The organism is Syntrophorhabdales bacterium (assembly GCA_035541455.1).
Taxonomy (GTDB): domain Bacteria; phylum Desulfobacterota; class Syntrophorhabdia; order Syntrophorhabdales; family WCHB1-27; genus JADGQN01.
Map to the genome: position 1 here is coordinate 1 of DATKNH010000070.1, position 26,606 is coordinate 26,606.

Below are 26,606 nucleotides of genomic sequence, written 5' to 3' on the forward strand. Positions count from 1 at the left end.
GTTGCGGGCCGGGTGAGCAAAGATATCCAGGCTACCTATGGTTTTGTGGTTCAGCAATACTTCATTCTGATCGTTATTGCCAATGCATTGACTGTGGGGACAGTCTCCATTGTCTCCCGGCTTTTCGCATCCGGTGATAAGGATACGCTGGGCGGGGCGATCTTCTCATCTCTCATTTCTTCCGCTGCCGCGGGGATACTCCTCGCAGCACTCGGCTACGCACTGGCCCCGCATGTCATAGAGGTTCTCAATGTGCCTACCGAGCTCAAGGAATTGAGCATTCCCTTCATCAGGATATATGCTGCCGGTCTTGTATTCCACTATCTGCTCATCAACAGCAATGGAGTGTTGAGATCATGCGGCATGATCAAGGCTTCGCTGAAAACCATGACCACCGTCTGCGTGGTCAATATCCTGCTGAATCTTTTTCTCGTTTTTGAAACGCCTCTTGGCTACCGGGGCATTGCAGTCGCCACTGCTTCAGCCGTCTTTATCGGAAGCCTCATGAATCTCCACTACGTCCGTGTACTATTAATGGGCCCGAGGAGATTTTCGCATGCTCTCATTAAGAAAATGCTGGATATAGGCTGGCCCATGGGGGTGCTTCAGGTTCTCTGGCAGCTTGGCTCCATGGTACTCTTCCTTATTTTGAGCCTGTTGCCGGAACACAGGGTGGAAGTTCTTGCAGCACTTACCACAGGCCTCCGACTGGAATCGGCGATCTTTCTTCCGGCCTTTGCATTCAATATGGCCAATGCTGTTGTGGTGGGAAACTGCCTGGGAGAGCGCAAGCCGGACGATGCCTACAAGAGCGGTCTTGTGACCATGGCAATAGGGGTGGCTATTGTTTCGACGCTTGCCCTGGTCGTAATACTGAGTGCCCGGTGGATCGTGCCCTTGCTGTCTCATAATGAGATCGTCATAAAAGAAACAATCTGGTACATCTACATTAATATGATCGGGGAGCCGATTATGGCCTCGGGTGTCATCCTGGGAGGAGGCTTGAGCGGTGCCGGTGACACCCGAAGCGTGCTTATACGGGTGGCGTTGAGTGTGTGGCTTATCAGAATACCGCTCTGCTATCTTTTTGTTGTTGTATTGGGATTCGGGCCGATTTCTGTCTGGTGGGCCATGAATATATCGCAGATCGTACAGGCATCGCTCGTTTACCGTCGTTACGCGAGCAGGGCATGGCTGGCCAATGCATGACGGTTACATGGTATAATTCAAGAAAGATTTTTATCGCAGGTGTACGCAGGCAAGAGCCGGCGGAGATGCGGCGACAAAAATTTGTAGGCGGTGAAAAGGAGAGCTGAATATGGCGAAACAAATAGATGATACGGCGACGTGGATCAGAGAATTCATTGAAACCTTTGTCGCATCCAAGGAGAACAGCCTTAAGAATGCGAGCGACGATCCTGCATGGGGCAAGCCCCTTGTTGGATTCTCGCGAGGGGATGATCCGATCTATGCGGAAATGAAGAGCGACATAGGCGACTTCTTCATGACGCCATACGAAATTTTTGTGAAGACATTCCCTGATGTTGCAGTAAAGCCCGATGAACTGAGCGTGATCAGTTGGATACTGCCCCAGACGGAATCCACGAAGCGCGCGCACAGGAAGGAGACCGCAACCCCATCTGAGGAATGGGCCCGTGCAAGAAAATACGGCGAGGAGTTTAATGCAATGTTGCGCAAGAACCTGACCGGGATGCTGACACGCGAGGGGTATCAAGCGGTCGCTCCCATCGATTCTCCCTGGTGGAAACAGCAGATGTCGGAGCGATACGGTTATTCGTCGAACTGGTCGGAGCGGCATGCTGCTTATGCCGCGGGTCTGGGCACGTTCGGCCTGTGCGACGGCCTCATAACGCCCGTGGGCAAGGCGATGCGCTGCGGTTCGGTGGTGGCGCGTATCCAGATACCACCGACGATGAGACCTTACACGAATCACCAGCAATACTGCCTCTTCTTCGCCAAGGGCACCTGCGGCAAGTGTGCGGATCGCTGCCCGGTGGGCGCTATCAGCAAAGAGAAAGGGCACGACAAGGAAAAGTGCAGGATCTTCGTATCAGGCAAAATGAAGGAATATGTCGTCTCTCATTTCGGGTTCGACTCCTATGCGTGCGGATTTTGCCAGGTGGGCGTGCCCTGCGAGTCCCGCATCCCGGTAAAGGAATGACCTTCCCTATCGGCCGGAGGAGTCAGCTTTCACGGCCTTCGCCCATCCTCTGCGCAATCTTTCTTCTTTCTGCTTTTGTGCAGATCTCCTGCCCGGCAAGGATGTTCGAAGATCTCAGCGCCCGCGATCTCAAGAAGAGAATGGATAATGGCGTGAAGATGGTCATTGTCGACCTTCGGACGCCTCGTGAGTACCAGGACGGCTATGTGCCGACAGCGGTGAACGTCCCTCCTGATAAACTCTACCTCTTAAGGCAGGTACTTCCCGAGGACAAGGCCACGTTGATCGTGTTCTACTGCAGGGGCTACGGGTGAGACACGAGTACCGGCGCCGCGGTCGTGGCTCGGAAGATGGGTTACACAAACGTTGTCACGTTTCTCGGGGGATTTCCCGAGTGGCACGCCAAAGGCTATCCTGTCGCGCACTAATCCTTGCATCCAGCCGTATTTTACAGTAAGTTAGAAGCGATTTTGCCTGTATTTCGGTCGCAAGAAAGCGAGGAAGACAGCATGTTATTTTCGCGGATGTTCATGCCCACCATGAAAGAAGATCCGAAAGAAGCGGAAGTGCTCAGCCATCGCCTTATGCTCAGGGCAGGCTTTATACGGCGGCTTGCATCCGGCGTCTACACATGGCTTCCGCTCGGCCTGCGTTCGCTGAAGAAGGTTGAGAACATCGTGCGTGAAGAGATGAATAAAAAGAGCGCTCAGGAAATACTGATGCCTGCTGTGCAGCCGAAAGAGCTGTGGGTTGAGAGTGGCCGTTGGGATTTTTACGGCAAGGAGTTGCTGAGGTTCAAAGACCGGAGCGATCGCGAGCATTGCCTTGCCCCGACCCATGAGGAGGTCGTGACAGACCTGGTCAGGAGGGAGGTGCGCTCCTATCGGGAACTGCCGCTGATCCTCTACCAGATTCAAACAAAATTCCGCGATGAGATCAGGCCACGCTTCGGCGTGATGCGTGCCCGTGAGTTCATAATGAAGGACGCCTACAGCTTCGATGTTGATGAAGCAGGGGCAGAGAAAAGCTATATGGCGATGTACGACGCATATGAGCAGATTTTCGGGCGTTGCGGTTTGCGGTTCCGCGCAGTGGAGGCTGATACCGGGCAGATAGGCGGGAGTTTTTCGCACGAATTCATGGTGCTTGCTGAAACCGGCGAGGACACGATCATCTCGTGCAACAAGTGCGACTACGCCGCGAACCTGGAGAGGGCTGAAGTGCGTGGTGTCCAGAGAGCGATTACCAAGAAGGGCGGCAGCTTCAGGAAAGTTGAAACACCGGGCAAGAGGAAGGTGGACGAGGTGGCTTCTTTCCTGGGTGTGGAGCCGTCAAGGCTTATAAAGACGCTGCTTTACAACACTGATAAAGGGACGATCGGCGTGCTTGTGGCGGGTGACCGCGAGGTGAATGAAACCAAGCTGAAGAATGTCCTCTCCCTTGATTTCGTGGTGCTGGCGGATGAGCAGACGATTGAGGAGGTGACGGGTGGTCCGCTCGGTTTTTCCGGCCCTATCGGCCTCAAGGTACCTCTCTATGCAGACCTTGACGTTCTCTGCATGGAAGATTTTGTCGTCGGCGGAAATCAACGCGACATGCATATCGTTGATGTGAATGCCGGAGATTTCAGCGTGCGGGAATTTTACGACCTCAAAGTGGCATGCGTGGGAGACAGGTGCCCTCGATGTGACGGTTTCCACAATGCGACCCGTGGTATCGAGGTTGGCCATATTTTCAAGCTCGGCACAAAATACAGCAAGTCGATGAACGCCACGTATCTTGACCAGGAGGGAAAGGAAAAGCAAATAGTCATGGGCTGTTATGGTATAGGGATAGGCCGTACGGTCGCTGCCGCCATAGAGCAGAATAATGACCAGTTCGGAATGATCCTGCCTCCCAGCATCGCGCCTTTCCTGGTGGAGGTGTTGCCTGTTAACACCTCTCACGCGGAGAGTATGGAGGTGGCGAATGGCATATACAAGAACTTGGTGGACAGAGGCATTGATACGGTACTCGATGACCGCAACGAGAGACCCGGCGTGAAGTTCAAAGATTGCGATTTGATCGGTATACCGCTGCGCGTCGCTGTAGGCGAACGGGGTCTCAAAGAAGGTATGGTCGATATAAAACTGCGAACAGAAAAGGAACCCATCCGCGTGAGCAAGGATGAGGCAGTAGGGAGGGTGCTGGAGTATGTGGCAACATCTTGTAGCCTCTGATTACACACCTGAGAGCGAGCTGCTGCGGCGCATCAATGGCCTTAAAGAAAAGATGGCCGAGGCGGGTATCGGCTTCTCCGTCATAATGCAGAATGCCGACCTCTTTTATTTCAGCGGCACAATACAGAAGGCTGTTATGGTGATCCCGCTCGATGACGAGCCGCTTCTTTTTGTGGAGAGAAGTCTGGAGCGGGCGCATGCTGAAACGCCTCTCGCCATCACCCGAGTAGACGGTGACAAAAAGGTGGCTGCTATTCTGCGGCAGAAAGGATTGCTCAAAGGCACCGGAGGAATGGAGCTGGATGTTGTTCCGGTGTCTGTGTTTGAGAGGTTCAAAAAGTTAGTCGGTTTCGATAATTTTAAGGACGTGGCAGGCCTTATTCGTGACCTCAGGATCATCAAGAGTCCGTTCGAAATCGAACAGGTGAAGCGGTCGGGCCGGATCATCTCCCGGATCTTTGAAAAAGCGAAAGATGTGGTCCGCGAAGGCATGAGGGAGATCGATGTTGATGCGGAGCTTGTGGCCGAAGGAAGAAGATACGGCCACCAGGGCTTCCTGCGCATGCGAGGCTTCAATCAGGAGATGATGAACCTCTACGTAACCGCAGGGTTGAGCAGCGGTGTTCCTTCCAATGCAGACGTGCCCATTTCCGGCCTGGGATTAACTGCCGCAATCGCCCAGGGTTCTTCCTTGAAGGTTGTGGAGCGGGGTGTACCGGTGGTGGTCGATTACGGCGGTGGCTACAACGGCTACGTCACGGATGAGACGCGCGTCTTCGTCGTCGGGGAAATGAAGGATCGTTTCAGGAAGGGCTACGAAGTCGCAAGGGAGATCGTGGAAGATGTAACCGCATTCGGCAAGGAAGGCGTGGACTGCACAGAGATATTCGAGCGCGCACGACAGCTCGTCCGCAAAGCGGATCTGCAGGACCATTTCATGGGCTTCGGCGAAGGACAGGTCTCTTTTATCGGCCACGGCCTGGGTCTGGAGATCAACGAATTGCCGGTTATAACGCCCCGCCACCACAGGATCCTCCAGGAGGGAATGGTTTTTGCGTTTGAGCCTAAATTCATTTTCCCCGGCGAAGGATCAGTAGGGATTGAGGTTGATTTTATCGTGCGTAGGGAGGGGTTAGAGAGAGTCGTCGAGTTCCCTATTGCACCGGTATACGTCTAGACTGGCTTCGTCAAAAGTCCATCTGCGTCGTTGCCGGCGCCGCGCCTCACTCCGACGTACCACCAGGTACGCCTCCGTTCCTCGAGCTGCCAATATGAATAACGATACCAGAGAAGTTCGCAGTCAAAAAGCATCGAACGAGACGGAACGTAGAGCGGGTCAGACATGGAGCGCTAGAGAACGGAGAAAATGGTGCGATCCGGCCGGTACACCTCTCTCCAAACATCTCACAGGGAAGCTATCGAGCCTCGAGATCTGCCATGAATATTGAGCTGACTCCGAAAAGCGAAATTTACGCGCGCATGGATGGACTCAGGCGGCGCATGGCCGAAGCGGGAATCGATTTCGCGATCATTCTGCAAAACGTGGACATCTTCTACTTCACAGGCACCCTTCAGAGGGGTGCGCTCGTGGTGCCCCTTGATAGCGACCCGATGTTCTTCGTTGAAAAAGGCCTTGAGCGAGCAAGGCTCGAGACGCCGCTTCCTGTCACACCCATAAAGAATGACAAGGCCATAAAAGATATTCTGCGTCACAAGAAGATTCTCAGGGGCACAGGGGGCATGGAACTCGACGTACTTCCCGTATCTGTTTTTGAAAGGTTTAAAAAGACCATCGGCTTTGAAACGTTTGTAGATGTTTCGCCGTTGATTAAAGAGCTGCGTCAGGTCAAGAGTCCCTTTGAGATAGAGCAGATCAAAAAGTCGGGAGAGATCATGCGTCATGTCTTCGCCAAGGCAAAACACCTCATCCGGGGAGGAGCGAGGGAACTGGACATCGACGCCGCACTGGTCGCCGAAGGACGGAAGCGCGGCCACCAGGGCTTTTTGAGGATGAGGGGATTCAATCTTGAAATGACGACTATCACCGTAGTGGGGGGCTACACCGGAGCGATGCCGTCATGCTCAGATGTGGCAGTGGGAGGCATGGGTGTAACCCCCGCCGTTCCGCTGGGTTCGTCATTTAATAAAGTGGAAAAAGGGATCCCTATTTCTATCGATTACGGCGGCGGGTACAACGGGTACGTCACAGACGAGACGTACGTGTTTGTGCTTGGCGAAATGGGAAAAATATTTAGAAAGCCTTACGAGATTTCACGAGAGATCATCGAGGATGCTGCAACCTACGGCAGGGAAGGAGTGGACGCCTCGCAGCTATTCAGCAGGGCGGCTGCAGTTACCGAGAAGGCCCGTCTGGAGCCCTACTTCATGGGCTTCGGCGAGGGGAAGGTGTCTTTTATCGGCCACGGTCTCGGTCTTGAGATCAACGAATTGCCCGTCATCACGCCGCGACATCACACGATTTTGAAAGAAGGCATGGTTTTCGCCTTGGAGCCCAAGTTTACCCTCCCTGGAAAGGGCGCAATAGGGATGGAGGTGGATTTTATAGTTAGAAAGAATCACCTTGAACGAGTTACCGATATCTCGCTGGACATCACGAAAATAAAGTGTTGAGTTTTGTGTGTTGAGTGCTGCGTGCAACAACTCGAAACTCAAAATGTAACACTCATCACGGTTCTCTCATCTGTTACGGGATGATGCGGTGGAGAATAAAGCTGACGATAGAAAACAGAAGACTGAAGAGAAGGGCCCAGCCAAAGCTGCGCACCTCGAAACCAGGCACTAGTGCAGACGTGAGAAGCACCAGTAGAGCGTTAATGACAAAAATGAAAAGGCCTAGCGTGAGTAGAGTGATTGGCAGGGTGAGGATGACCAGGATTGGCCTAAGAAACGCATTAACTAACCCCAACACTAGAGCCGCCAGCAGACCTGCGAAGAAGTTTCTGACCGTAACACCCGGTAGCAGGTAGGCCGCGATAAGCACCGCGAGTGTGGTAACCAGCCAGTTAACCAGTACTCCCATCGAATCGTGCCCTTTCTACTCCAACCACCACGGCGGGAGAGCCCCGCGCCACTGTAAGACCCTTCCCTTGAGAGCGTCCCTTCTGGAGATGAGCTGATTTACCTGAGTCTGTTTGTTCTCGAGGTCCTGGGAGAAGCGGACCACCACTGGCACGAGAACCTCGAGCTGCCTGTACTTGTCCGTCTCCTGGGAGAAGCTTGCCGCACGCGCGCTCTGAACCTGATCGATAATGCTATTTACCTGTGCCTTGATGCTGTTTACACTGTCAATCTGGTTCTGAAGGTCTGCGATCTGCGATGAAAGCTGATCGTACTGCTGTTTGAAGGAGAGCTCCAGGGGACTCAGCTCGCTGGTGCCCCGGTACCCTTCTTCCTGTGCGCGTAAGGGACCCGGCACGAGTGATATGAAGCTGATTGCCAGAATGAGGGAAAATAGGTGTTTCATGATAACCCCATTAGATCAGCGAATCTCTAAAACTATACGCGCTTGCACCCTGTTTTGCAACCCTCAACTAGTACGAAAGTATTAATAAGGTACTAATTTGTAAAGGATTTTTCAATATAGCCGATAAAAAGTTAAGCTGGATAATGACCAAGAAAATGAGGATAACCGAAGGCAAGCGGGCGTAGCGATGGAACTCCAGGAAACTCTGCTGCGCATTGCTTGTTTTAAGTTGGCTCGGAACAGACTGTGGCAGATGCGGTTGATAGACGCTGAAGAGGTGGAAGCCCTTGCCGATTCATTCTATGAAATCGCCATCAACCACATCGAGTTGATCGGCAGCAGGAACCGTGACCCCAATCTTTTGGTACGGGCTGTCCGATTTCTCGAACTCATTGACGGGAATTCTCCGACGGAGGATGACCCTCAGTGGTTTCAGCAGAGCCTCTCCATGCTGATCGAGCTTGCCTGTCCCAGTGTTCGTCATACCGATGAAACGTGCGAATTCCTTGATGATTTGGAGAGTGGGATCGTGGAAGCCCGCCTGGAGCTCATAGATTAGCGGAACAACAGAGGGAAGACCGTTCGCCACGCTCACTAGGAAGACCGCGCTATGCGCTCGGACGATGGAAGAAAAAGACAAACAAGCAGACGAAGATCGCACTTGTATCCGTGACTATTAGTGAATGCTCCCTAGGCACGCCGAAGGCGTGGCGGTCTTCCTAGCGAAGCGATCCTCCATCTTCCCTCTTGCTTTGCGGCTGTATCAGGAATTCTCCATTCTTGTAGATGAGCTCGCCGTCGGCGAATATCTGTCCCTCTTTCTTCATATCCGCCAGCAGATCCCAGTGAATTGGCGACTGATTCTTTCCGCCCGTTTCCGGATATGTCGCGCCAAGAGCCAGATGAATCGTGCCGCCCATCTTTTCGTCGAAAAGCATATTTTTGGTAAAACGGCGTATGCCCGCATTCGTTCCTATTGCAGCTTCTCCGAACCTTTTTGCTCCCGGGATTTGAAGAATCTTGTCAAGCAGCGACTTGCCTTTCTTGGCTGTCCATTTCACTACTTCGCCTGACTCGACCTGAAGCGTTATATTCTCCACTTCTTCTCCCATGTATATGCCCGGGAATGAGAATGTCACTGTACCCTGAACGGAATTTTCTTCCGGAGCCGTGAAGACCTCGCCCGAGGGCATGTTGCGTCGTCCGTCCGAGTTGATCCATGTGCGTCCTCGGGTGCCGAAAGAAAGATCTGTGCCTCTGCCGACGATACGGATATGCTGCCGCGCATTCAGGAAATCGACTATATGCTGCTGCGATGTTCGCATCTTCTGCCATTCCTCCTCCGGGCTCTCACGCCGGAGGAAGCATGCCGAGAAGACCAGATTCTCATATTCGCTCCGGGAAAGTGAGCACTCCTGAGCCTGAGATTCAGTGGGAAATTCGCACAGCGTCCATTTGAGCGCCCCTGTTGACGCCCTTCTCATGAAAAGTCTTTTCACTCCCGTCTGCGCGACTGCAACCTTTTGTTTTTTTTCAGCGTCAACCGACTGGAGTTCCTTGACGTTAAAGGGGGCCCGTATGGTCAGGAATGCATCGTACGATTTGACCGCATGGAGATACATCGGTGACACATAGCGCAGTTGTGCGTCCCCGGCGTGATCGTAAAAAAGTTTTGAGAGGTCGCTCAATGATATCTGCAACTCCGGGTGAGCGCCGGCATCCAGCGCCTCCCTGAAGACTTCTTTTATGAGAGGCTCAGCAAGGTACGTCGAATTGATAAGGAGCTTGTCACCTCGTTTCAACTCAAGACAATAATGAACAAGCAGTTTTGCGTATTTCTGATACATGCCTTTCATGGTATCACACTTTCACCAGCATATACTTCCGTTCGCCCAAGCCCAGTCTCTCTGCGTGGTCAAGCTGCACATTCCAGTCCACAGACGGATAGACAGCCCTGAACTTGTCTTCTCCTTTTCCTGCTATCTGCTTTATTGCTGTGCCGGGTAGAGACTCCTCGTTGTTCACCAGGTCGGCGCTGGCAGCGTCTATGGAGACAGGATCAAAGGAAGCAAGGATCCCTACGTCTCTCACGATCGGGGCATCGTTGGAAGGGTAGCAGTCACAGGCAGGGCTCACATCCATGATGAAATTAAGGAAGATCGTATGCTTCTTTCCCCTGAGTACGCCGTACGCGTGCTCGACCATTTTTTTCTGAAAGAGATCGGCATCGTCTGTCCACTGGACCTCGATGGCGCCTTCGGGACAGACGGCAATGCATTCGCCACAGCCGATGCAATCCCTGCCTTCGACGGTAGCCCTCTTATGATCGTTTAGAGAAATTGCATTGGACGGGCAGTAGTCAAAACAGATTTTACACCCCTTGCATTTCTCGATGTTGACCTGAGGAGCGAGGGTGCTGTGCTGCACAAGTTTCCCTTCCCTCGATGCGCATCCCATGCCGATGTTCTTGAGGGCTCCACCAAATCCCGAGAGTTCATGCAGTTTGAAATGGGTAACTGCCATGATGCTGTCCGCCTCCGCGATCTCCCTGGCGATAGAAACCTCTTTGAGAACCTCGCCTGGAACCTTTATCTTCACGCCATCTGCTCCCCGGAGCCCGTCGGCGATGATGATCGGGCAGCGGACGCACGCGTAATCGAACCCATTCTGCACTGCCGTATCGAGATGGCTTACGGCATTGGTTCGTGAACCCTTGTAGAGCGTGTTGGTGTCTGTGAGAAAGGGTTGAGCGCCCACGTTCTTCAGCTTTTCCACGATGATTCTGAGAAAGACCGGGCGCAGGAAGGCGCAATTTCCCAGCTCTCCAAAATGCAGCTTCACAGCAACAAGATCATTTTTTCTGACGGACTTGGCCACTTTCATTCTCTCCAGCAAGCCTTCGACCTTGTCAAGCAGGTTCCTGTCGGGTCGGGCTCTCATATCCGTAAAGAAGACTTTTGACATGTTGTCTCCTCCCTGTTCCGCTTTAATTTATATGCAAAGTATGTTAGAAATATTGCCTCGTTCTTGTCAATAAGCAAGCAGGCCTTAACGTTATTTTGTTTCCGGAAAAACCGATTTGGAGGGGATTAGATGTTAAGTCTTTCAGAAAAACACGCCATGATCCAAAAAATAGCCGAAAAATTGGCCAAGGAGAAGGTGGCGCCCAGGGCAAAAGAGATCGATGCAACGGGAGCCTTCCCATGGGACCTGGTGGAATTATACAAAAAACACGGTTTTCTGTACCTGATGCTGCCGGAGGAGTACGGCGGCCTCGACGGCGACATCACATCTCTCTGTCTTGTCACCGAGGAGCTTGCAAAAGCATCTGGCACATCTTCCCTTATACAGCTTGCCCACCACGTGGGCGTGATGCCTGTAATGGTAGCAGGCAACGAGGAACAGAAGAAATACATTTACGGTAAGCTTGCGGATCCTGAAGCACTCAACCTTGTGGCATTCTGCCTGACCGAGCCGGAAGCAGGTTCTGACGCCTCGCACATGAGGACCGCTGCAACGAAGGAGGGGGACCACTATTATCTCAACGGCAAGAAATCGATGATCACCAACGGCGCCAATTCGCAATTTTTTACCGTGTTTGCGACGACCAATCCGGCGGCAAGAACTGCGGGGATATCCTGTTTCTGTTTTGAGAAGGATTATCCAGGCGTTGTTATCGGCAAGAGCGAAGAGAAATTGGGAATGATCGGCTCTGACCTGACCGAGCTGATTTTTGATAATGTCAGGCTTACCAAAGATAACCTGATCGGTAAAGAGGGAAAAGGCTGGGACCTTGCTATGGCGACCCTCAATCTGTCGAGGCCTGCCGTGGGCGCTCAAGGCGTGGGCATCGCCCAGGGTGCGCTCGACTTTGCCGTTGAGTATGCCTGGAAGAGGGTGCAGTTCGGGCAGAAGATTGCCGACTTCGAGGGTATCCAGTTCATGGTCGCAGATATGGCAACCATGGTGGAAGCTGCCCGTGCACTCGTCTACGACGCTGCCCTGCTGCTGGACATGAAAGTCTATGAAAGAGACAAGATGAGCGCGATCGGCGTGGACAAGCTTTCAGCCATGGCCAAAGTCTATTCGGCTGATACCGCCATGAAAGTCACCACCGATGCAGTACAGATCCTCGGCGGCGTCGGATATACGAAAGAGTACCCGGTCGAAAGAATGATGCGTGACGCAAAGGCAACCCAGATATACGAAGGCACGAATCAGGTGCAAAGGGTGATCATAGCCCGGGACATCTTCCGGAAGTACATTCCCTGAGTCAATCCGGCGAGCGCCGGAACGGCAGGAAATTCGTTCCATTCCTCCCCTGGTCTCCGTGGCCGCTTACGTTTTACGACAACCGGTTGAAACTGCGCAGTTGCGAGCACACGCCTCGCCGCCGCCCGGGGTATCTATCTAGCGAGCACGGCGACCGGGTACCCGCAACCGCGGAGCGGTTGGAGGGTGGAGAGGGGAGGCTCAGGCGGCTTCGCCGCTGGAGGGGGCGACCGGGTACCCGCGTGCGGGTGTCCCAGAGATGGACGGGTCAGCGAGATGGACGCGCGCAATACCCCAGAGAAACAGTCGGAAGCTCGAAGGCGGAATCTTGCAGCCGTTGCGCTTACCCAATTCGGCACTGCCTTCGCTCTTAATTTTGTCAACATATTCCTGCCATTTTACATCCTTAAGGTGAGTCCATATTCGCAGCGCGAGACTCTGCTATGGGTCGGGGCGATTGTGGGCTTGACAACAATCTTCACAGCACTCGCATCGCCGGTCTGGGGATCGCTCACCCATCGCTACAGTCCCAAAATGCTCTACATGAGGGGAATGTTCACCCATTCACTCATGTTCTTCTTGATGGCCTTCACGACAAACCTCCATATTCTCCTCGTGCTTCGTATCATTCAGGGCATATTCGGCGGAGTTTCGACAACGGGGATGATTCTGATATCGTCCGGCGCGAGCAAGGAGCAGCAAGCGTCGAACATGGGAGTATTCCAGGCCGCGCTTACCCTGGGCCCCATGGTCGGGCCACCACTCGGCACGTTCGCTGCCGCCACTCTTGGCTATCGAAACGGCTTCCTCGCCGGGGCAGTCTTCCTGGCTGTAGCATTCATCCTTGCTCAGATTTACGTGATCGATATGGCGCCTCTGCCCAGGCCTGTAAAGAAGTCGGGTAAGCGTGTGCTTAATCGCCGTTTAATGATAGCCTGGGTGGTCTGTTTTGCGGCGCAGATCCAGCTTTCATTTCTCCCAAGCGTGCTTCCGAATGTATTTCGCAAAATGAGTATTGATGAGCCAACTGCTCTTAAGCTTGCCGGCGTGGTTGTGATGCTTTATACAGGCAGTTCTGCGCTTGGTCAATTCGTCTTTACCCGGCTCTCCAGAAGAATTGGCATCATGAAGATGATAGCGTTTGTGCTTGGTATGAGTATTCTCTCCCAGGCGGTTCTTGTGCTCACGCGCGGGGTAGCCGACTTTACCATCGTCAGGATGATTCAGACCGGCTTTGCTGCTGCGACGATTCCTCTCATCATAACCCTTTTTCTTGATAGCCAGAGCGGTGGCACGGTCGGTTTTCTCAATGCCTCACGGTTTACAGGTATGGCGGTGGGACCGATGCTTGCTACAACGGTTGTAGCTTTCTCCGGCCTTGACAATCTCTATCTTCTCGTGAGCGCGATTACGCTCTTAGCGTCGCTTTGCTACCTCGTTGCGGAGAGGCCTGAAAAGCCTAGCTGATATTATTTACCGATGCAGAACTTTGAGAATATTTCATCCAATATCTCCTCATTGCACGTCTCTCCCGTGATTTCCCCAAAGCACGAGAGCGCTTCGCGCAGTTCGAAGGCAGTGAACTCCGGTGATTCTTCCTGTCTCGTGCACGACAATGCCCTTTGCAAGGCTTCATCAACTCTGATCAGCGCGTCCCTGTGACGGACATTGGTGATAAGAAGCGCTGGGCTCTTATGCCCCGTTCCCATGGCTACATCGTAGAGCACTTCTTTCAGCATATCCAAACCCGATCCGTTCAAAGCACATACGTTGACAGGCGTCAGGTTTCTTTCAATCAGCCGCTCCCTGTCCAGTTTCTGCGGGAGATCGCTCTTATTAAGAACGCTCACTATCTTTTTATCTTTTATCAGGTCATATATGTGCTCATCCTCATCGAGAAAATTCTCTGCATTGTCCAGTACCCAGAGAACCACATCTGCTGCCGGTATTCTCTTTTTCACCCGTTCAATACCCTGCTCCTCAGCAGCGTCACGGGGCATTCTCAAGCCTGCCGTGTCTATGATTCTCAGCTTGATGCCCTTTACGTGAAAGACGTCTTCGATAAGATCCCTCGTTGTACCGGGAAGCGCAGTGACTATAGCTTTTTCCTCCATCAGGAGAGCATTCAGGAGACTGGACTTGCCCACGTTTGTCCTCCCGACGATCAAGACTTCGACACCGTTCTTCACTGCCCTGCCATCGGCGTATGAGCAAATAAGCTCCTGCAACTTTTGCCGTGCGGTGTCAAGCAACGAAACAGTTTCCTTTCTATTGATCAGCCCATCTGCTTCCAGTTCTTCGTCAGGAAAATCTATCATCGCTTCAGTGTTGGCGAGTGCAATTCTCACCTGATCTCTGACTGAACCGATTCGTTCGGAAAGCAGACCGGCAAGGTGGCGCAGGGCGCTACCTGCCTCTTGATCCGATTCGCTCCGGATAACATCGAGCACGGATTCAGCCTGTGCGAGATCGATTCTGCCGTTCAAGAACGCCCGCTTTGTGAATTCACCCGGTTCAGCAACTCGCGCCCCGTGCCTGACCATCAGCGAAAGTATCTTCCTGGGAGCATTGATGCCGCCATGAGAATAAACTTCAGCCATGGGCTCACGGGTGTATGTCCAGGGCCCGTTCATAAAAACAGCGAAGACTTCATCAACAGGCTCACCTGTATCGGGGTTGATGATGAAGCCAAGATAGAGATGGCGGGGGGAGAAGGAATCGACGGGTTTCTTCGGTTGAAAGATGGTCCTTAAGACAGAGTGGGCTTGGGGCCCGCTCATTCTCAAAACACCTATTCCGGCTTCACCCAGTGCAGAGGATACAACGCAAATGGTATCAGGATCGTACATTCCCTGATCCGGAAGGAGAAATGATGACCCTCTTGGTGTGGCCGTCTCCCTCACTGGAAGTGCTTATCCCTCGAGTGCTCTTGAAGAGCGTATGTATGATCCTTCTCTCGTAAGGATTCAAAGGTTTCGTCTTTATAGGCTTTCTGCTCCTTCTTGCTTTGTCCGCAAGTTTTTTCGCCATGACGATGATAGTCTTTTTTCTCTTCTCCCTGAAATCATTCACATCGAGAAGGAGTTTCAGATTCTCTTTATATTTCTTGGCAATGGCGAGCCTTACGAGATGCTGAAGACCCTCGAGCACCTCGCCCTCGCGACCGACCAGTGTTTCTTCGTCATCTGTGTCGAGAACAAAAAGTATCCGCTCATTCGATTTTGAGACCTTCACTTCAAGGCGGACACCAAGGAAGTTCGCAATGTCGAGCAGAAATTTCTTGCCGTACTCCTCGGGAGTCTGTTCCAGCGCTTCCGCGGGCTTCTCCTCTTCCGCCTTGCTGTGAAGCCGCGCGACGATGCGAACCTTCTTGCTCCCGAGCAAGCCGAGGATGCCCTTCGTGTCGACCTCTTTTACCTCGATGTCAAGGTCTTTGATATCTGCATTCAGTTCCGTTGCTGCTTTTTTAACTGCTTCCTCGTAAGTCTTACCCTCAAATTCCAGGATATCCATTTCTCCTCCCTCACTTTGCTTTCTTGTTGATGTACATCTGCTGGGCGATGGATATCACGTTATTGACGAGCCAGTAAAGAACAAGGCCGGAAGGAAAACCCCAGAACAAAAAGGTAAATACTATCGGCATGAGAAGCATCATTTTTTCCTGCATAGGGTCTGCGCTTGTGGGGGTCATCTTCTGTTGAAGGACCTGTGTGATACCCATAATCAGCGGTAAAACTCTGAACGGCAGCGTGTAGCCGGCTACCGTGATCGAAAAAAGGTCCTCGGGCGACGCCAGATCGTTTATCCAGAGCATAAAGGGTGCGTGCCGGAACTCGATGGCACCGATGAGCACCTTGTAGAGCGCAAAAAAGACAGGGATCTGAATGACCATGGGCAGGCATCCACCGAGAGGGTTGATGCCCTTCTGTTTGTAAATACCCATCATTTCCTGGTTCAGTTTCTCTCTGTCGTTCTTGTATTTCTCTCGCAGCTTGGCTATCTGCGGCTGAAGCTTCTGCATCTCTTTCATCGACTTGTAGCTTTTCAGGCTGAGGGGATAAAAGATAATCTTGATGAGGATCGTGAGAAGAATAATATCTATACCGTAATTGTGGGTATATTTGTTGACCCAGTTCATGCCCCAGAGCATCGGTTTTGCTACGATGTCGAACCAACCGAAATCAACGATCTTCTCTGCCCGTATATTGAGGCTCTTGAGAATCTCTATATCCCGGGGACCAAAGTAGAACTGCCCCGCAACGTCCGGCTTGTCCAGTTTGAGTCTCTCTATGGGAATCGTCTTGTTTACTTCTTCTATTCTTAGAGAAGGCTTGCTCGCTTCTTCGGGGATCCAGATGAAGGCAAAATAACCTTCGTCAAAGCCGGCATAGGTGTAAGACTTGTTCACATCGAGCCCTTTATCAGGGTTGGAGACCTGATCCAGAGATTTTCCGTTATAGACGAAAGGCCCCTTGAAGGAATAGCTCGGTTTTTCCTTCATTGAAATCATTGCAAGGTCTGCGTAGGTCCTTTCTGGGTCCAGGTTCTCGACGACGACGCGCAGCCCGATCGTGTACCGGTCAGGATAGAAGGTATAGATTTTTTTTACCTTTTTTCCATTCGTCAGGGCTCCTGTAAAGGTGATTGTTTCAGGTGTGTCTTTGACGTTCACGTTTCCTTTGTCGGACGTAAACAGCGTTGCGTCGGTTGCTGTCCCGCCGGTCTGAGCCTCCATGATGATGGGCATCTGCCGATACGGGACAATATCCTCAAAGAGTTCTTTTCCCTGCGGGGACCCGAGCGTTTCTTTGTATTTGACAAGCCTGACGCTTGTGATGGAGCCGCCCAGGTCGCTGAGTGCCACTTTGAGGAGGGGCGTGTCAACTGAGTATGTTTTTATGGCTTTCGCCACCGGGGCCGTGGGCGCAGGAGCTTCTGTTTTTACCCCTCCCGGCGCGGACGGCTTCGCAGCCGGCAACTCTACCTTAGCAGGTGCTTCCTTTGCGGGTGCCGCTTCCTTGGGTGGAGCAGGAGGTTCTTTAGGTGCAAAAAAGTATTGAAAACCGAAGAGTATAACTAAGGCAAGGAGGAGCGCTATCAGCGTCCTTTTATCCATGTACTACCTCCGCTATTTTACCGGGTCGAAGCCGCCGGGATGAAAGGGGTGGCACCTGAGGATCCGGAGAAGGCCGCACGCGGCGCCTTTGAAGACGCCCTTCTTTTGTACCGCTTCCAGCATATACGCTGAGCAGGACGGATAGAAACGGCACGTGGTCGGCACAAACGGTGAGACAAGAAGCCTGTATAGCTTCAAAAGAGTTACGATAATAAATCTCATTGCCTGGTGCCGGCGACCAGGGCCCGAAGTTCAGTGCTGATAAGGTCCCAGCGAATCCTTTCAGGTTTCCTGACTATACGTACGGAATAGTCATGGCAGTCCTCAAAGAGGTCCTTGTTCAGCCTGAAGAATTCTTTGACTGATCTCCGTATCCTGTTCCTCACTACTGCCCCTTTGATTTTTCTCTGGATGACTACGCCAAACCTCTTCCCGCAGCCTTCATTCCTGCTCTCAAACAGGAGAAAATGGGGCGTATTCCCTCGTTTCCGCCATTTTGCGCGCCGAAACTCTTTTCTGCCCAATCGTTCGTTCTTGCTGAGGGTGTGCTGCATCAAACGGCAAGTCTGTGTCTTCCCTTGGCGCGCCTTCTTCTGATGACATCTCTCCCCGATTCTGTTCTCATCCTGACGAGAAAGCCGTGAGTCCTTCTTCTCCTCTTGTTGTGAGGCTGGAATGTACGCTTCATATAGCCACCTTGATATTTATTAAGACGGAGTAGTAAACCACAAAAACTTCTCCGAAGTCAATAAACGAAAACCGCTAAACCGCGTTTAATTCTTGATTTTTTGCTATGAGACATGTAAAATTCACACTTCAGTTAAAGGACTCGTGTCGCCTCTTCCAGTGGCAAGCCACATGGAGTTCCGGTACCCGCCAGCGCGGGTGCGGGGGCGAGCCGTGCTCGCTAGATAGCTTTCTACGGGCAAACGAGAACAGCTGAAGCTGTGGACAGTTCGGCGACGCGCACGCAAGATAGGACCACGGGTTTTCCGGTGGAAATCTATTTTTATTAGTTTTGGAAAGGAGCCCAGATGAAAAAGTATGAGCCTGACGTCATCAGAAACGTCGGAATGTTTTCACACGTAGGAGAAGGCAAAACCTCAATCGTCGAGGCCATGCTTTTCCTGGCCGGAGAAAATAATAGATTGGGACGGGTTGACGACGGTACGTCTTTGATGGACTATGAGCCGGAGGAGATGGAAAAAAAGGCGACGATCTCCTCATCCCTCGCCTGTTTTGAATGGAATAAGTACAAGATCAACCTGCTGGACACACCCGGGGACGACAATTTCATCTCAGACGCGAAGCTTTGCATGCGGGTGCTGGACGGAGCCGTGATCGTGGTGAGTGCGGTTTCGGGAGTCCGTGTGCAGACGGAGAAAGTCTGGGAATACGCGGACGAGTTCGGTGTCTCCAGCTGCATCTTCGTCAACAAAATGGATCGGGAACGGGCTGATTTTGAGAGGACGCTCGATGATCTGGGCAAAACCTTTACAGACAAGAGCCTCCTGGTCGTGGCTTTGCCCATAGGTAAGGAAGAAGGCTTCAAAGGGGTCGTCGACCTGATTTCCATGAAAGCCCACATGTACAAGGATGATCAGTCCGGCGGTTTTGACAAGGCTGATATTCCCGGGGACCTGGCGGATGCGGCAGCAAAGTACAGAGAGAAGCTGATAGAAACAGCAGTAGAGATGGATGACGCGGTCATGGAGCGCTATCTCAATGGTGAGGAGATAAAGGACGAAGAGATAGAGCGATGCCTTAAGGAAGGTATCTGGAAAAGAAAACTTGTGCCGGTAATGTGCGGATCGGCTGCGAAAAACATGGGCATTCAGTTCTTGCTCGATAACATCGCCAGATACTTTCCGCACCCGCTGGTCAAAGGCGAGGTTGAGGGCAAGGATCTCAAGGGGCAGCCGGCAAAACGGAAGATGACCGCCACAGCGCCCTTCAGTGCCTTCGTATTCAAAACGATCACGGATCCCTTTGCTGGTAAGCTGACACTCTTTAAGGTCTATTCGGGAGAGATCCACCCGGACAGCACCGTGCTCGATTCAATAAAAGATGAGAAGGAACGGATCGGCCAAATATTCTATCTGGTAGGCAAGAAGCAGAAGCCGGCAGGATTTGTATCGGTGGGTGATATAGCAGCGGTAGCAAAGCTGAAAGAGGCGGGCACAGGCGATACACTCTGTGATGAAAAGAGTCCGATAGTTTACCCGCAGGTGAGCCTGCCCTTGCCCGTGATTTCCTTTTCCCTCCATCCAAAGACAAAGGGTGACGAGGACAAGCTCAATACGTCACTCGCCAGGTTGATGGAGGAAGACCTGACGATTCGTTACTCAAGAGATGACCAGACGCGAGAATTTATCTTGTCGGGTATGGGACAGATCCATCTGGAAGTCGTCGCAGCAAAGATGAAGCGCAAGTTTGGCGTTGATGTTGACCTGAGAGAGCCAAAAGTACCTTATAAGGAGACAATAAAAGGCCGCACCAAGGTACAGGGTAAGTACAAGCGTCAGTCGGGCGGACGGGGTCAATACGGCGATACGTGGCTTGAGCTGGAACCTTTGCCCAGAGGGACAGGATTTGAATTCGCCGATAAGATAGTCGGAGGCGTGATACCCAAGAACTATATACCGTCTGTCGAGAAGGGCGTTGTCGAGGCGATGGAGCATGGTGTGCTGGCGGGATTCCCCGTCACCGATTTCAGGGTGACCCTCTATGACGGGTCGTATCACGAAGTTGACTCATCAGATATGGCATTTAAGATCGCGGCATCAATGGGCTTCAAGAAGGGGATGGAGCAAGTTAGCCCTGTTCTTCTTGAACCGATCATGAAGATGGAAATCATTATTCCTGAAGAGAATGTTGGTGACATCATGGGCGATCTCAACTCGCGCCGCGGAAGGATCGTTGGTGTCGAGGCCAAAGGACGAAATCAAGTGGTAAAAGCCACTGCGCCCATGGCGGAAATACTCAGGTACGCCCCTGACCTGCGTTCTATGACGGGCGGGAGAGGTACCTTCGCGGTCGAGTTTGCTCACTACGAAGAAGTGCCGGCTCACATTGCCCAGAAGGTCATAGAACTCGCGAATAAGGAAAAAGCAGAGAGCGAGAAATAACAAAGAGTCCAAGGCCCAGGCTCAAGAACCCGTTACGGGTTGCGAGTTACGAGTTGGAAACACGAACGGTGTTTCGCTTTGATCCGAACTCGGAACTCGTAGCCCGGAACGTTTTTTAAAAGATTGTCACTATTCACTCATCACCACCCACTGAGGTTCCTGCCGTGCGTGCTGTCGTCCAGAGAGTGAGTGAGGCCGATGTCCGGATTCAGGATGAAAGCGTGGGCAGCATCGGCCCCGGTCTCCTCGTCTTTGTCGGTATCGGAAAGCATGACACCACCCGCGATATCGACTGGATGGTGGAGAAGATCGTAAACCTCCGTATTTTTGAGACTCAGGAAGGCAAAATGGATGAGTCGCTTCTCGACACCGGAGGAGCCCTTCTCCTCGTTTCGCAGTTCACCTTGTACGGGGACTGCCGCAAAGGAAGACGCCCGTCCTTTTCAGACGCCATGGATGCCAATGGCGCAAAGTCCTTCTTCGAGCTTTTTGTAGAGAAAGCCAAAGAAAAAGTGGCCAACGTGCAGACAGGGGTATTTCAAGCCATGATGCAAATCAAGCTCACAAACGAAGGCCCTGTCACCATTCTCCTCGATTCGAGTTCCAACCTACCTCGTCTCCACGTGAACAGTTCTGCTGACAACGCGCTGTGATTCAAGCCTGACTATCGAATATCTAAGTCCTAAACAAGCTCAAACATCGAATGTTCCAAACCGAACGCGCCGATCCAGCCCCGTTTTGGATTTTGGTGATTCGACATCGTTTAGGATTTGGGAGATCAGGATTTAGAATTTTTCCTTCCGGGCTTTGCCCAGGAATCTATTTTGATGTTCGGCGTGTCGTGGTATATACTTTGCTTGTGTACAGCTCGAAGTGATCATGAGCCAGCCCGAGAAGCAATCCAAAGAGAAGAAACCGCCGAATATAGACATCTACAAATCATGGTGCAAGTCGTGCGGCATCTGTGTCGCTTTTTGCCCGACAGGGACGCTCGCAAAAGACGAAACGGGCGCGCCTTACGTGAAAGAACCGGAAAAGTGCGCCAAGTGCGGTCTCTGTGAATTGCGCTGCCCTGATTTTGCAATTACAGTCCACGAGAAAAAAGAAAGGCAGACAAAAGGACAGTGAAGAAGCGAAGTCTGAACGAGGTGCTGCTACAGGGCAATGAAGCTGTGGTCGAAGGCGCGTTGCGGGCAGGATGCCGGTTCTTTGCAGGCTACCCTATAACGCCTGCGACAGAGATCGCCGAGGTTATGTCAGTGCGGCTGCCCCAGTTGGACGGAACCTTCATCCAGATGGAAGATGAGATAGCAAGTCTCGGTGCAGTTATAGGCGCGTCGCTCGCAGGCACGAAATCAATGACGGCTACGTCAGGGCCGGGATTTTCGCTTATGCAGGAGAATCTCGGTTTTGCCTGCATCGCCGAGGTGCCGTGTGTTCTTGTTAATGTGATGCGGGGAGGTCCCAGCACCGGGCTTCCTACGTTTCCGGCTCAGGGAGACGTGATGCAGGCGCGTTGGGGCACGCATGGTGATCACCCCATGATCGTTCTTTCTGCTTCGACGGTCAAGGAATGTTTTGACCTCACGATAAGGGCGTTCAACCTGTCTGAGAAATTCCGCAATCCCGTGGTGCTTCTGCTTGATGAGGTGGTGGCCCACATGCGCGAAAAAGTAGTGCTGCCGGATGAAGGACAGGTGGAGATATTCAACCGTGTAAAACCAAAGGTGCCTCCTGAATGGTATATTCCGTATGAGGACACCGCAGGCGGCGTGCCGGCCATGGCAAACTTCGGCGAGGGATACAGGTATCACGTGACAGGTCTGACACACGATGTCCGTGGCTTTCCCACGAGCAGACCGGACGAGATAGGCCTGTTCAACGCGCGTCTTTTCCGTAAAATCAGCCAGCGTTTTTCCGAAATTCAGATGGGTGAAGTGGATCAGGTTGAGGATTCGGATATTACCGTCATCGCGTACGGCTGTGTCGCACGTTCTGCGAAGAGGGCTGTGCGGGAAGCGCGGGAGCGGGGAATCAAGGCGGGTTTTGTCAAGCTGATCACCATATGGCCCTTCACGAGGAGCCTCGTGGAACCTGTCCTCAAGACGTCTAAGAACGTGCTGGTGCCTGAGATGAACATGGGCCAGATCTCCCGTGAAGTGAAACGGGTCAATCAGGGCTATACGCGGGTTCTGACGCTCAACAAGATAGACGGCACAATCATCACGCCCGAAGAGATACTCGCCCGCATAATGGAGGTGGCGTGATGGTGGAGGTCACGAAGCTTATCCACAAATACCTGCGCCATGACAAAAAGTTTCCCCACGTGTGGTGCCCGGGCTGCGGCATAGGGATCATGCTGGGCGCCCTGATCCGCGCAATAGATCGGATCGGCTATGAAAAGGACGAGGTAGTGCTTGTCTCAGGCATCGGTTGCTCCGGGAGATTACCCGTGTACGTCGATTTCAATACGCTGCACACGACCCATGGGCGGGCGTTGACTTTTGCCACAGGTGTTAAACTCGCCAAGCCTGCCCTGAAAGTAATCGTGGTCATGGGCGATGGCGATGCAGTGGCTATCGGAGGGAATCATTTCATTCATGCGGCGCGGAGAAACATCGATCTCACCGCAATCATCCTGAACAACAGCGTGTACGGCATGACAGGCGGACAGTATTCGCCCACCACGCCGCATGGGATGAGGTCGACGACGACCGTGTACACCAACATTGAACACGCGTTCAAGATATCTGAACTCGCCGTGACAGCGGGCGCTGCTTTTGTGGGAAGAGGCACGGTTTACCACGCCAGACTGCTTGACGGTCTTATGGAGACAGCATTCCTGAAGCAGGGTTTCTCGGTTGTCGAAGTGATTGCCCACTGTAACACGCAGTATGGAAAACTGAATCGGCTCGGGGGACCTGTCGAAATGTTGCAGTGGCAGCGGGATCATGCAGTCACGGTGGAGGTAGCCTCAAAGCTCAGCCGCGAGGAAATGGAAGAGAAGTTTCTTATAGGCGTGCTTGCCGACAGGGATCTACCGATATACACGGAGGAATACGAACGCATCAGGGAGCGGGCAAAACTGGGACTAGGTAAGGGAACATGAGTTTTCGCTATGACATCCGGTTGAGCGGCTCCGGCGGACAAGGCCTGATCATGATGGGTATTATCCTCGCTGAGGCTATCGGTGTCTACGATGGCAAGGAAGTGGCCCAGACGCAGAGTTACGGGCCGGAAGCGCGGGGGGGCTCGAGTAAATCTGAGGTGATCGTGAGCGACGAAGAGATTGATTACCCCAAGGCGATGAAGTTGGACCTGCTCGTGGCCATGAATCAGAGAGCGCTGGATGATTACTATATCGATTTGAAAGCCGACGGTACACTCATTGTTGATTCTACGCTGGTCAAAACGATCCATGTAGCGGACGCTATCCAGATACCTTTTACGCGTATAGCGCGCGATCGCTTCAAGAAGGAAATGGTGGCAAATATAATTGCGCTTGGAGCTATCAGCGAACTGACCTCTGTCGTCTCGAAAAGGGCGATTGAGGCGGCTGTGCTGACACGTGTACCAAAAGGGACTGAGAAACTCAATAAGGACGCTCTCCGAGCCGGCATGGCTGCGGCGAGGCGAGTGAAAAAAGCCAGCATGACCGCGAACGCTCGTGCGTGGGAAAATGAAGATCTATGAGTACCAGGCCAAACAGCTCTTCCAGGCATACGGTATAACTGTCCCGAAGGGCGTATTAGCGAATTCGCCCCAGGGCGCAGTAGAGGCAGCAAGGACCATCGGCACCACCCCCCTGGTTATCAAAGCCCAACTTCATGCGGGCGGCCGCGGAAAAGCAGGCGGTATCAGAGTTGTCGACAGGCCGGAAGACGTCCAAAATATAGCGTCTCTCCTCCTCAGCAAGAAGCTCGTGACATCTCAGACTGGACCCGAGGGCAAGATGGTCAACGCGCTGCTTGTTGAAGAGACGGTCAAAGGAGACAGAGAACTTTATATAGGACTCACGATAGACCGGGATCGCGCGTGCATTGCCATCCTTGCCAGCGCCGAGGGCGGAGTGGACATAGAGCAGATGGCTCAGGAAACGCCTGAGAAGCTCCTCCGCGATTGGGTAGATCCTGGTGTGGGTTTGTGTCCCTTTCAGGTCTCGCGGCTCTCGTACGCGCTCGGGCTTAACAAGGATGGTGTGAAGCAGTTGAGCCCCATTATCACTGGCGTGTACCGTCTTCTCATCGAAAAGGACTGTTCCCACGTCGAGATTAACCCGTTGTTGTTGACGGCAGAAGGGAAGCTGGTTGCACTCGACGCTAAAATCAATTTTGATGACAATGCGCTGTACAGGCACCCTGATGTCTCCTCATTGCGAGATTCCTCTCAAGAAGAACCGCTGGAGGTTGAAGCTTCACGATACAAGCTCAACTACATAAAGCTGAACGGTAACGTGGGCTGCATGGTGAATGGCGCGGGTTTGGCCATGGCAACCATGGACCTCATCAAACTGATAGGCGCGGCGCCCGCTAATTTCCTCGACGTAGGTGGAGGAGCGTCTGCTGAAATGGTGAGGGAGGCCTTGCGCATACTGATTTCCGATCACGATGTGAAAGTTGTCTTTATCAACATCTTCGGCGGTATTTTGCGATGCGATACGCTAGCGAAGGGTGTGACAGAGGCGGCACGGGAGTTCGATATCAAGACGCCGGTTGTTGTCAGACTGGAGGGAACGAATGTGGAGATGGGGCGCACTATACTCGCTGCGTCGGGTCTCCACTTCAGGTCAGCGGGCTCCATGAAAGAAGCAGCGGAGATGCTCTCAACACTGCTTGAGGGCAGAGGATGAGGACGTTGGGATTGGGGGAGTAGAAATTCTAGTATCTAATATCGAAATCCTAAACAAATCCCAATATCAAATATCAAATGCTTCAAACGTGGAAGTCCCGGCTTTGTTTGGTTTTGAATTTTGATCATTTGATATTGTTTAGGATTTAGATAATCGATATTGGGATTTACCATGGAGTTGGCGTGAGCATACTTGTCGATGAGCATACGCGCGTCGTGGTGCAGGGTATCACCGGCGGGGAAGGGAGTTTCCATGCGCGGCAGATGCTCGACTACGGCACGAAAGTCGTTGCCGGAGTGACGCCGGGCAAGGGAGGATCGTCCATTGACAGCGTGCCTGTCTTCAACTCGGTCAACGATGCAGTCAATGCAACGGGCGCCAATACATCTGCCATCTTTGTTCCGCCTGCATTCGCAGCGGACGCAATCATGGAAGCCGCGGAGGCCCGGCTTGATTTAATTGTTTGCCTTACGGAAGGTATCCCGACGCTCGACATGATCGCGGTCCGTCATTACTTCCTCGGCAAGAAGTCCAAGCTTGTCGGTCCAAATACGCCGGGTGTCATATCGCCGGGTAAATCGAAGGTTGGCGTGATGGCGGGCTACATCCACAGAACAGGTAGCGTGGGTATTATGTCGCGCAGCGGTACCCTCACGTATGAAGTGGTTGATCAACTTTCAAAACTGGGCGTGGGCCAGTCCTCCTGTGTCGGCATTGGAGGGGACCCGATTGTCGGACTTTCGTTTGTCGATGTGCTTGAGCTCTTTGAGAAGGACACGCAAACTGCTGCCGTAATCATGATTGGCGAGATCGGCGGCACGCAGGAAGAGAGCGCTGCCGCATTCTATCGGAACCGCATGACGAAGCCTCTCGTTGCTTTCATAGCCGGCCTGACCGCGCCACCCGAGCGCAGGATGGGACACGCGGGCGCCATCGTTTCAGGCGGGATAGGCAGCGCGTCAGAGAAGATTGCAGCACTCGAAGCTGCCGGCGTGCGGGTCGTGAAAAATCCTGCAGAAGTAGGCCTTACAATGGCCGAGGTTCTGCCTCGTTAGCACACCGGTGCATCGAGTTATAATCTTACAGATTTCGAACACGAAAGTCGCGAGCTAGGCCACGCTGAATAAAAAAAGAGCGAGGTGCTCATGAGGATAAATTCTAAGTCCTAATATTTAAATCCTAAACAATATCGAATCGCCAAAATCCAAAACGGATCTAGGCTCCAGCCTCTAATTTGGGCTATTTGGTATTCAAATTCGTTTAGGATTTAGATATTCGATATTGGGATTTGAATCGCCATAATGCAATACCCACTTGCGTGGGTACCCGGATGCTACATGAATGAATTCAGCGTGG

At 52.5% G+C, this 26,606-nt stretch carries 27 protein-coding genes; 17 read left to right on the top strand and 10 right to left on the bottom strand.

Annotation, left to right across the window (positions count from 1 at the left end):
• The 6 genes from VMT71_07150 to VMT71_07175 all read left to right on the top strand — a co-directional run.
• The coding region (locus tag VMT71_07150; GenBank protein ID HVN23731.1) for an MATE family efflux transporter at positions 1-1,209 on the top strand (1,209 nt) is incomplete at its 5' end.
• 109 nt (positions 1,210-1,318) lie between these two features.
• Positions 1,319-2,182, top strand: a complete 864-nt coding sequence (locus VMT71_07155; GenBank protein ID HVN23732.1) for a hypothetical protein — start codon at positions 1,319-1,321, stop codon at positions 2,180-2,182.
• A complete protein-coding gene (locus VMT71_07160; protein HVN23733.1) occupies positions 2,179-2,496 on the top strand; it encodes a rhodanese-like domain-containing protein in 318 nt (105 codons plus the stop codon). Before VMT71_07155 ends, VMT71_07160 begins: the two co-directional genes overlap by 4 nt.
• 195 nt (positions 2,497-2,691) lie before the next feature.
• The gene (locus VMT71_07165; protein HVN23734.1) at positions 2,692-4,401 is read left to right on the top strand and encodes a proline--tRNA ligase; all 1,710 of its coding nucleotides are present in this window, start codon (positions 2,692-2,694) and stop codon (positions 4,399-4,401) included.
• Positions 4,376-5,578 carry a Xaa-Pro peptidase family protein gene (locus VMT71_07170; protein ID HVN23735.1) on the top strand — a complete coding sequence of 401 codons (1,203 nt, stop codon included), beginning with the start codon at positions 4,376-4,378 and terminating at the stop codon, positions 5,576-5,578. Before VMT71_07165 ends, VMT71_07170 begins: the two co-directional genes overlap by 26 nt.
• A gap of 260 nt (positions 5,579-5,838) precedes the next feature.
• A complete protein-coding gene (locus tag VMT71_07175; GenBank protein HVN23736.1) occupies positions 5,839-7,032 on the top strand; it encodes a Xaa-Pro peptidase family protein in 1,194 nt (397 codons plus the stop codon).
• A gap of 73 nt (positions 7,033-7,105) precedes the next feature.
• Here VMT71_07175 and VMT71_07180 read toward each other — a convergent pair whose 3' ends face one another.
• Entirely contained in the window at positions 7,106-7,441 is a 336-nt protein-coding gene (locus VMT71_07180) for a phage holin family protein (protein ID HVN23737.1), read from the bottom strand.
• Positions 7,442-7,456: 15 nt separating this feature from the next.
• Entirely contained in the window at positions 7,457-7,885 is a 429-nt protein-coding gene (locus VMT71_07185; protein HVN23738.1) for a hypothetical protein, read from the bottom strand.
• Positions 7,886-8,072: 187 nt separating this feature from the next.
• Between VMT71_07185 and VMT71_07190 the strand changes: the two genes are divergently transcribed.
• Positions 8,073-8,444 (top strand): hypothetical protein, encoded by a 372-nt coding sequence (locus VMT71_07190; protein ID HVN23739.1) that lies wholly within the window; start codon positions 8,073-8,075, stop codon positions 8,442-8,444.
• A gap of 160 nt (positions 8,445-8,604) precedes the next feature.
• Here VMT71_07190 and VMT71_07195 read toward each other — a convergent pair whose 3' ends face one another.
• Positions 8,605-9,741: an aminopeptidase gene (locus VMT71_07195; GenBank protein ID HVN23740.1), complete on the bottom strand. Its 1,137-nt coding sequence runs from the start codon at positions 9,739-9,741 to the stop codon at positions 8,605-8,607.
• A gap of 4 nt (positions 9,742-9,745) precedes the next feature.
• Positions 9,746-10,849, bottom strand: coding sequence for a DUF362 domain-containing protein (locus VMT71_07200; GenBank protein ID HVN23741.1), 1,104 nt, complete (start codon positions 10,847-10,849; stop codon positions 9,746-9,748).
• A gap of 129 nt (positions 10,850-10,978) precedes the next feature.
• Here VMT71_07200 and VMT71_07205 point away from each other — a divergent pair, with 129 nt between their 5' ends.
• Entirely contained in the window at positions 10,979-12,157 is a 1,179-nt protein-coding gene (locus VMT71_07205; GenBank protein HVN23742.1) for an acyl-CoA dehydrogenase family protein, read from the top strand.
• 186 nt (positions 12,158-12,343) lie between these two features.
• Positions 12,344-13,624, top strand: a complete 1,281-nt coding sequence (locus VMT71_07210; protein ID HVN23743.1) for an MFS transporter — start codon at positions 12,344-12,346, stop codon at positions 13,622-13,624.
• Between the two features lie 2 nt (positions 13,625-13,626).
• On the opposite strand, the gene mnmE is transcribed toward VMT71_07210, so the two are convergent.
• From mnmE to rpmH, 6 genes are read right to left on the bottom strand one after another with little or no spacing between them, the layout of a single operon-like run.
• Positions 13,627-15,006, bottom strand: a complete 1,380-nt coding sequence (mnmE, locus tag VMT71_07215) for a tRNA uridine-5-carboxymethylaminomethyl(34) synthesis GTPase MnmE (protein HVN23744.1) — start codon at positions 15,004-15,006, stop codon at positions 13,627-13,629.
• Complete coding sequence (jag, locus tag VMT71_07220; protein HVN23745.1) at positions 14,993-15,670, bottom strand: RNA-binding cell elongation regulator Jag/EloR; 678 nt, start codon at positions 15,668-15,670, stop codon at positions 14,993-14,995. Before jag ends, mnmE begins: the two co-directional genes overlap by 14 nt.
• Positions 15,671-15,680: 10 nt before the next feature.
• Positions 15,681-17,273 carry a membrane protein insertase YidC gene (yidC, locus tag VMT71_07225; GenBank protein ID HVN23746.1) on the bottom strand — a complete coding sequence of 531 codons (1,593 nt, stop codon included), beginning with the start codon at positions 17,271-17,273 and terminating at the stop codon, positions 15,681-15,683.
• 12 nt (positions 17,274-17,285) lie between these two features.
• The gene (gene yidD, locus VMT71_07230; GenBank protein ID HVN23747.1) at positions 17,286-17,495 is read right to left on the bottom strand and encodes a membrane protein insertion efficiency factor YidD; all 210 of its coding nucleotides are present in this window, start codon (positions 17,493-17,495) and stop codon (positions 17,286-17,288) included.
• Positions 17,492-17,827: a ribonuclease P protein component gene (gene rnpA, locus VMT71_07235; GenBank protein HVN23748.1), complete on the bottom strand. Its 336-nt coding sequence runs from the start codon at positions 17,825-17,827 to the stop codon at positions 17,492-17,494. Before rnpA ends, yidD begins: the two co-directional genes overlap by 4 nt.
• Positions 17,827-17,961 carry a 50S ribosomal protein L34 gene (rpmH, locus tag VMT71_07240; GenBank protein HVN23749.1) on the bottom strand — a complete coding sequence of 45 codons (135 nt, stop codon included), beginning with the start codon at positions 17,959-17,961 and terminating at the stop codon, positions 17,827-17,829. Before rpmH ends, rnpA begins: the two co-directional genes overlap by 1 nt.
• A gap of 346 nt (positions 17,962-18,307) precedes the next feature.
• Between rpmH and fusA the strand changes: the two genes are divergently transcribed.
• From fusA to sucD, 8 genes are all read left to right on the top strand, one after another.
• Entirely contained in the window at positions 18,308-20,401 is a 2,094-nt protein-coding gene (fusA, locus tag VMT71_07245; protein ID HVN23750.1) for an elongation factor G, read from the top strand.
• Between the two features lie 164 nt (positions 20,402-20,565).
• Entirely contained in the window at positions 20,566-21,054 is a 489-nt protein-coding gene (gene dtd / locus VMT71_07250; protein ID HVN23751.1) for a D-aminoacyl-tRNA deacylase, read from the top strand.
• A 226-nt stretch (positions 21,055-21,280) separates the two neighbouring features.
• Complete coding sequence (locus VMT71_07255) at positions 21,281-21,529, top strand: 4Fe-4S dicluster domain-containing protein (protein ID HVN23752.1); 249 nt, start codon at positions 21,281-21,283, stop codon at positions 21,527-21,529.
• A complete protein-coding gene (locus tag VMT71_07260) occupies positions 21,526-22,668 on the top strand; it encodes a 2-oxoacid:acceptor oxidoreductase subunit alpha (protein HVN23753.1) in 1,143 nt (380 codons plus the stop codon). The genes VMT71_07255 and VMT71_07260 overlap by 4 nt, the downstream gene beginning before the upstream one ends.
• Positions 22,668-23,510: a 2-oxoacid:ferredoxin oxidoreductase subunit beta gene (locus VMT71_07265; GenBank protein ID HVN23754.1), complete on the top strand. Its 843-nt coding sequence runs from the start codon at positions 22,668-22,670 to the stop codon at positions 23,508-23,510. Before VMT71_07260 ends, VMT71_07265 begins: the two co-directional genes overlap by 1 nt.
• Complete coding sequence (locus tag VMT71_07270; GenBank protein HVN23755.1) at positions 23,507-24,094, top strand: 2-oxoacid:acceptor oxidoreductase family protein; 588 nt, start codon at positions 23,507-23,509, stop codon at positions 24,092-24,094. Before VMT71_07265 ends, VMT71_07270 begins: the two co-directional genes overlap by 4 nt.
• Entirely contained in the window at positions 24,081-25,250 is a 1,170-nt protein-coding gene (sucC, locus tag VMT71_07275; GenBank protein ID HVN23756.1) for an ADP-forming succinate--CoA ligase subunit beta, read from the top strand. The genes VMT71_07270 and sucC overlap by 14 nt, the downstream gene beginning before the upstream one ends.
• 182 nt (positions 25,251-25,432) lie before the next feature.
• Positions 25,433-26,305 carry a succinate--CoA ligase subunit alpha gene (gene sucD / locus VMT71_07280; protein ID HVN23757.1) on the top strand — a complete coding sequence of 291 codons (873 nt, stop codon included), beginning with the start codon at positions 25,433-25,435 and terminating at the stop codon, positions 26,303-26,305.
• The last annotated feature ends 301 nt before the right edge of the window (positions 26,306-26,606 follow it).

What these genes read in the sequence shown, in the direction of transcription:
- VMT71_07205 (HVN23742.1), top strand. Translation starts at nt 10,979, where the DNA reads ATGTTAAGTCTTTCAGAAAAACACGCCATGATCCAAAAAATAGCCGAA.
- VMT71_07270 (HVN23755.1), top strand. Translation starts at nt 23,507, where the DNA reads ATGAGTTTTCGCTATGACATCCGGTTGAGCGGCTCCGGCGGACAAGGC.
- VMT71_07180 (HVN23737.1), bottom strand. Translation starts at nt 7,441, where the DNA reads ATGGGAGTACTGGTTAACTGGCTGGTTACCACACTCGCGGTGCTTATC.
- rnpA (HVN23748.1), bottom strand. Translation starts at nt 17,827, where the DNA reads ATGCAGCACACCCTCAGCAAGAACGAACGATTGGGCAGAAAAGAGTTT.
- yidC (HVN23746.1), bottom strand. Translation starts at nt 17,273, where the DNA reads ATGGATAAAAGGACGCTGATAGCGCTCCTCCTTGCCTTAGTTATACTC.
- VMT71_07155 (HVN23732.1), top strand. Translation starts at nt 1,319, where the DNA reads ATGGCGAAACAAATAGATGATACGGCGACGTGGATCAGAGAATTCATT.
- VMT71_07175 (HVN23736.1), top strand. Translation starts at nt 5,839, where the DNA reads ATGAATATTGAGCTGACTCCGAAAAGCGAAATTTACGCGCGCATGGAT.
- VMT71_07200 (HVN23741.1), bottom strand. Translation starts at nt 10,849, where the DNA reads ATGTCAAAAGTCTTCTTTACGGATATGAGAGCCCGACCCGACAGGAAC.
- VMT71_07165 (HVN23734.1), top strand. Translation starts at nt 2,692, where the DNA reads ATGTTATTTTCGCGGATGTTCATGCCCACCATGAAAGAAGATCCGAAA.
- jag (HVN23745.1), bottom strand. Translation starts at nt 15,670, where the DNA reads ATGGATATCCTGGAATTTGAGGGTAAGACTTACGAGGAAGCAGTTAAA.
- VMT71_07190 (HVN23739.1), top strand. Translation starts at nt 8,073, where the DNA reads ATGGAACTCCAGGAAACTCTGCTGCGCATTGCTTGTTTTAAGTTGGCT.
- VMT71_07170 (HVN23735.1), top strand. Translation starts at nt 4,376, where the DNA reads ATGTGGCAACATCTTGTAGCCTCTGATTACACACCTGAGAGCGAGCTG.
- mnmE (HVN23744.1), bottom strand. Translation starts at nt 15,006, where the DNA reads ATGTACGATCCTGATACCATTTGCGTTGTATCCTCTGCACTGGGTGAA.
- rpmH (HVN23749.1), bottom strand. Translation starts at nt 17,961, where the DNA reads ATGAAGCGTACATTCCAGCCTCACAACAAGAGGAGAAGAAGGACTCAC.
- yidD (HVN23747.1), bottom strand. Translation starts at nt 17,495, where the DNA reads ATGAGATTTATTATCGTAACTCTTTTGAAGCTATACAGGCTTCTTGTC.
- VMT71_07185 (HVN23738.1), bottom strand. Translation starts at nt 7,885, where the DNA reads ATGAAACACCTATTTTCCCTCATTCTGGCAATCAGCTTCATATCACTC.
- VMT71_07255 (HVN23752.1), top strand. Translation starts at nt 21,281, where the DNA reads ATGAGCCAGCCCGAGAAGCAATCCAAAGAGAAGAAACCGCCGAATATA.
- sucC (HVN23756.1), top strand. Translation starts at nt 24,081, where the DNA reads ATGAAGATCTATGAGTACCAGGCCAAACAGCTCTTCCAGGCATACGGT.
- VMT71_07195 (HVN23740.1), bottom strand. Translation starts at nt 9,741, where the DNA reads ATGAAAGGCATGTATCAGAAATACGCAAAACTGCTTGTTCATTATTGT.
- VMT71_07160 (HVN23733.1), top strand. Translation starts at nt 2,179, where the DNA reads ATGACCTTCCCTATCGGCCGGAGGAGTCAGCTTTCACGGCCTTCGCCC.
- VMT71_07265 (HVN23754.1), top strand. Translation starts at nt 22,668, where the DNA reads ATGGTGGAGGTCACGAAGCTTATCCACAAATACCTGCGCCATGACAAA.
- fusA (HVN23750.1), top strand. Translation starts at nt 18,308, where the DNA reads ATGAAAAAGTATGAGCCTGACGTCATCAGAAACGTCGGAATGTTTTCA.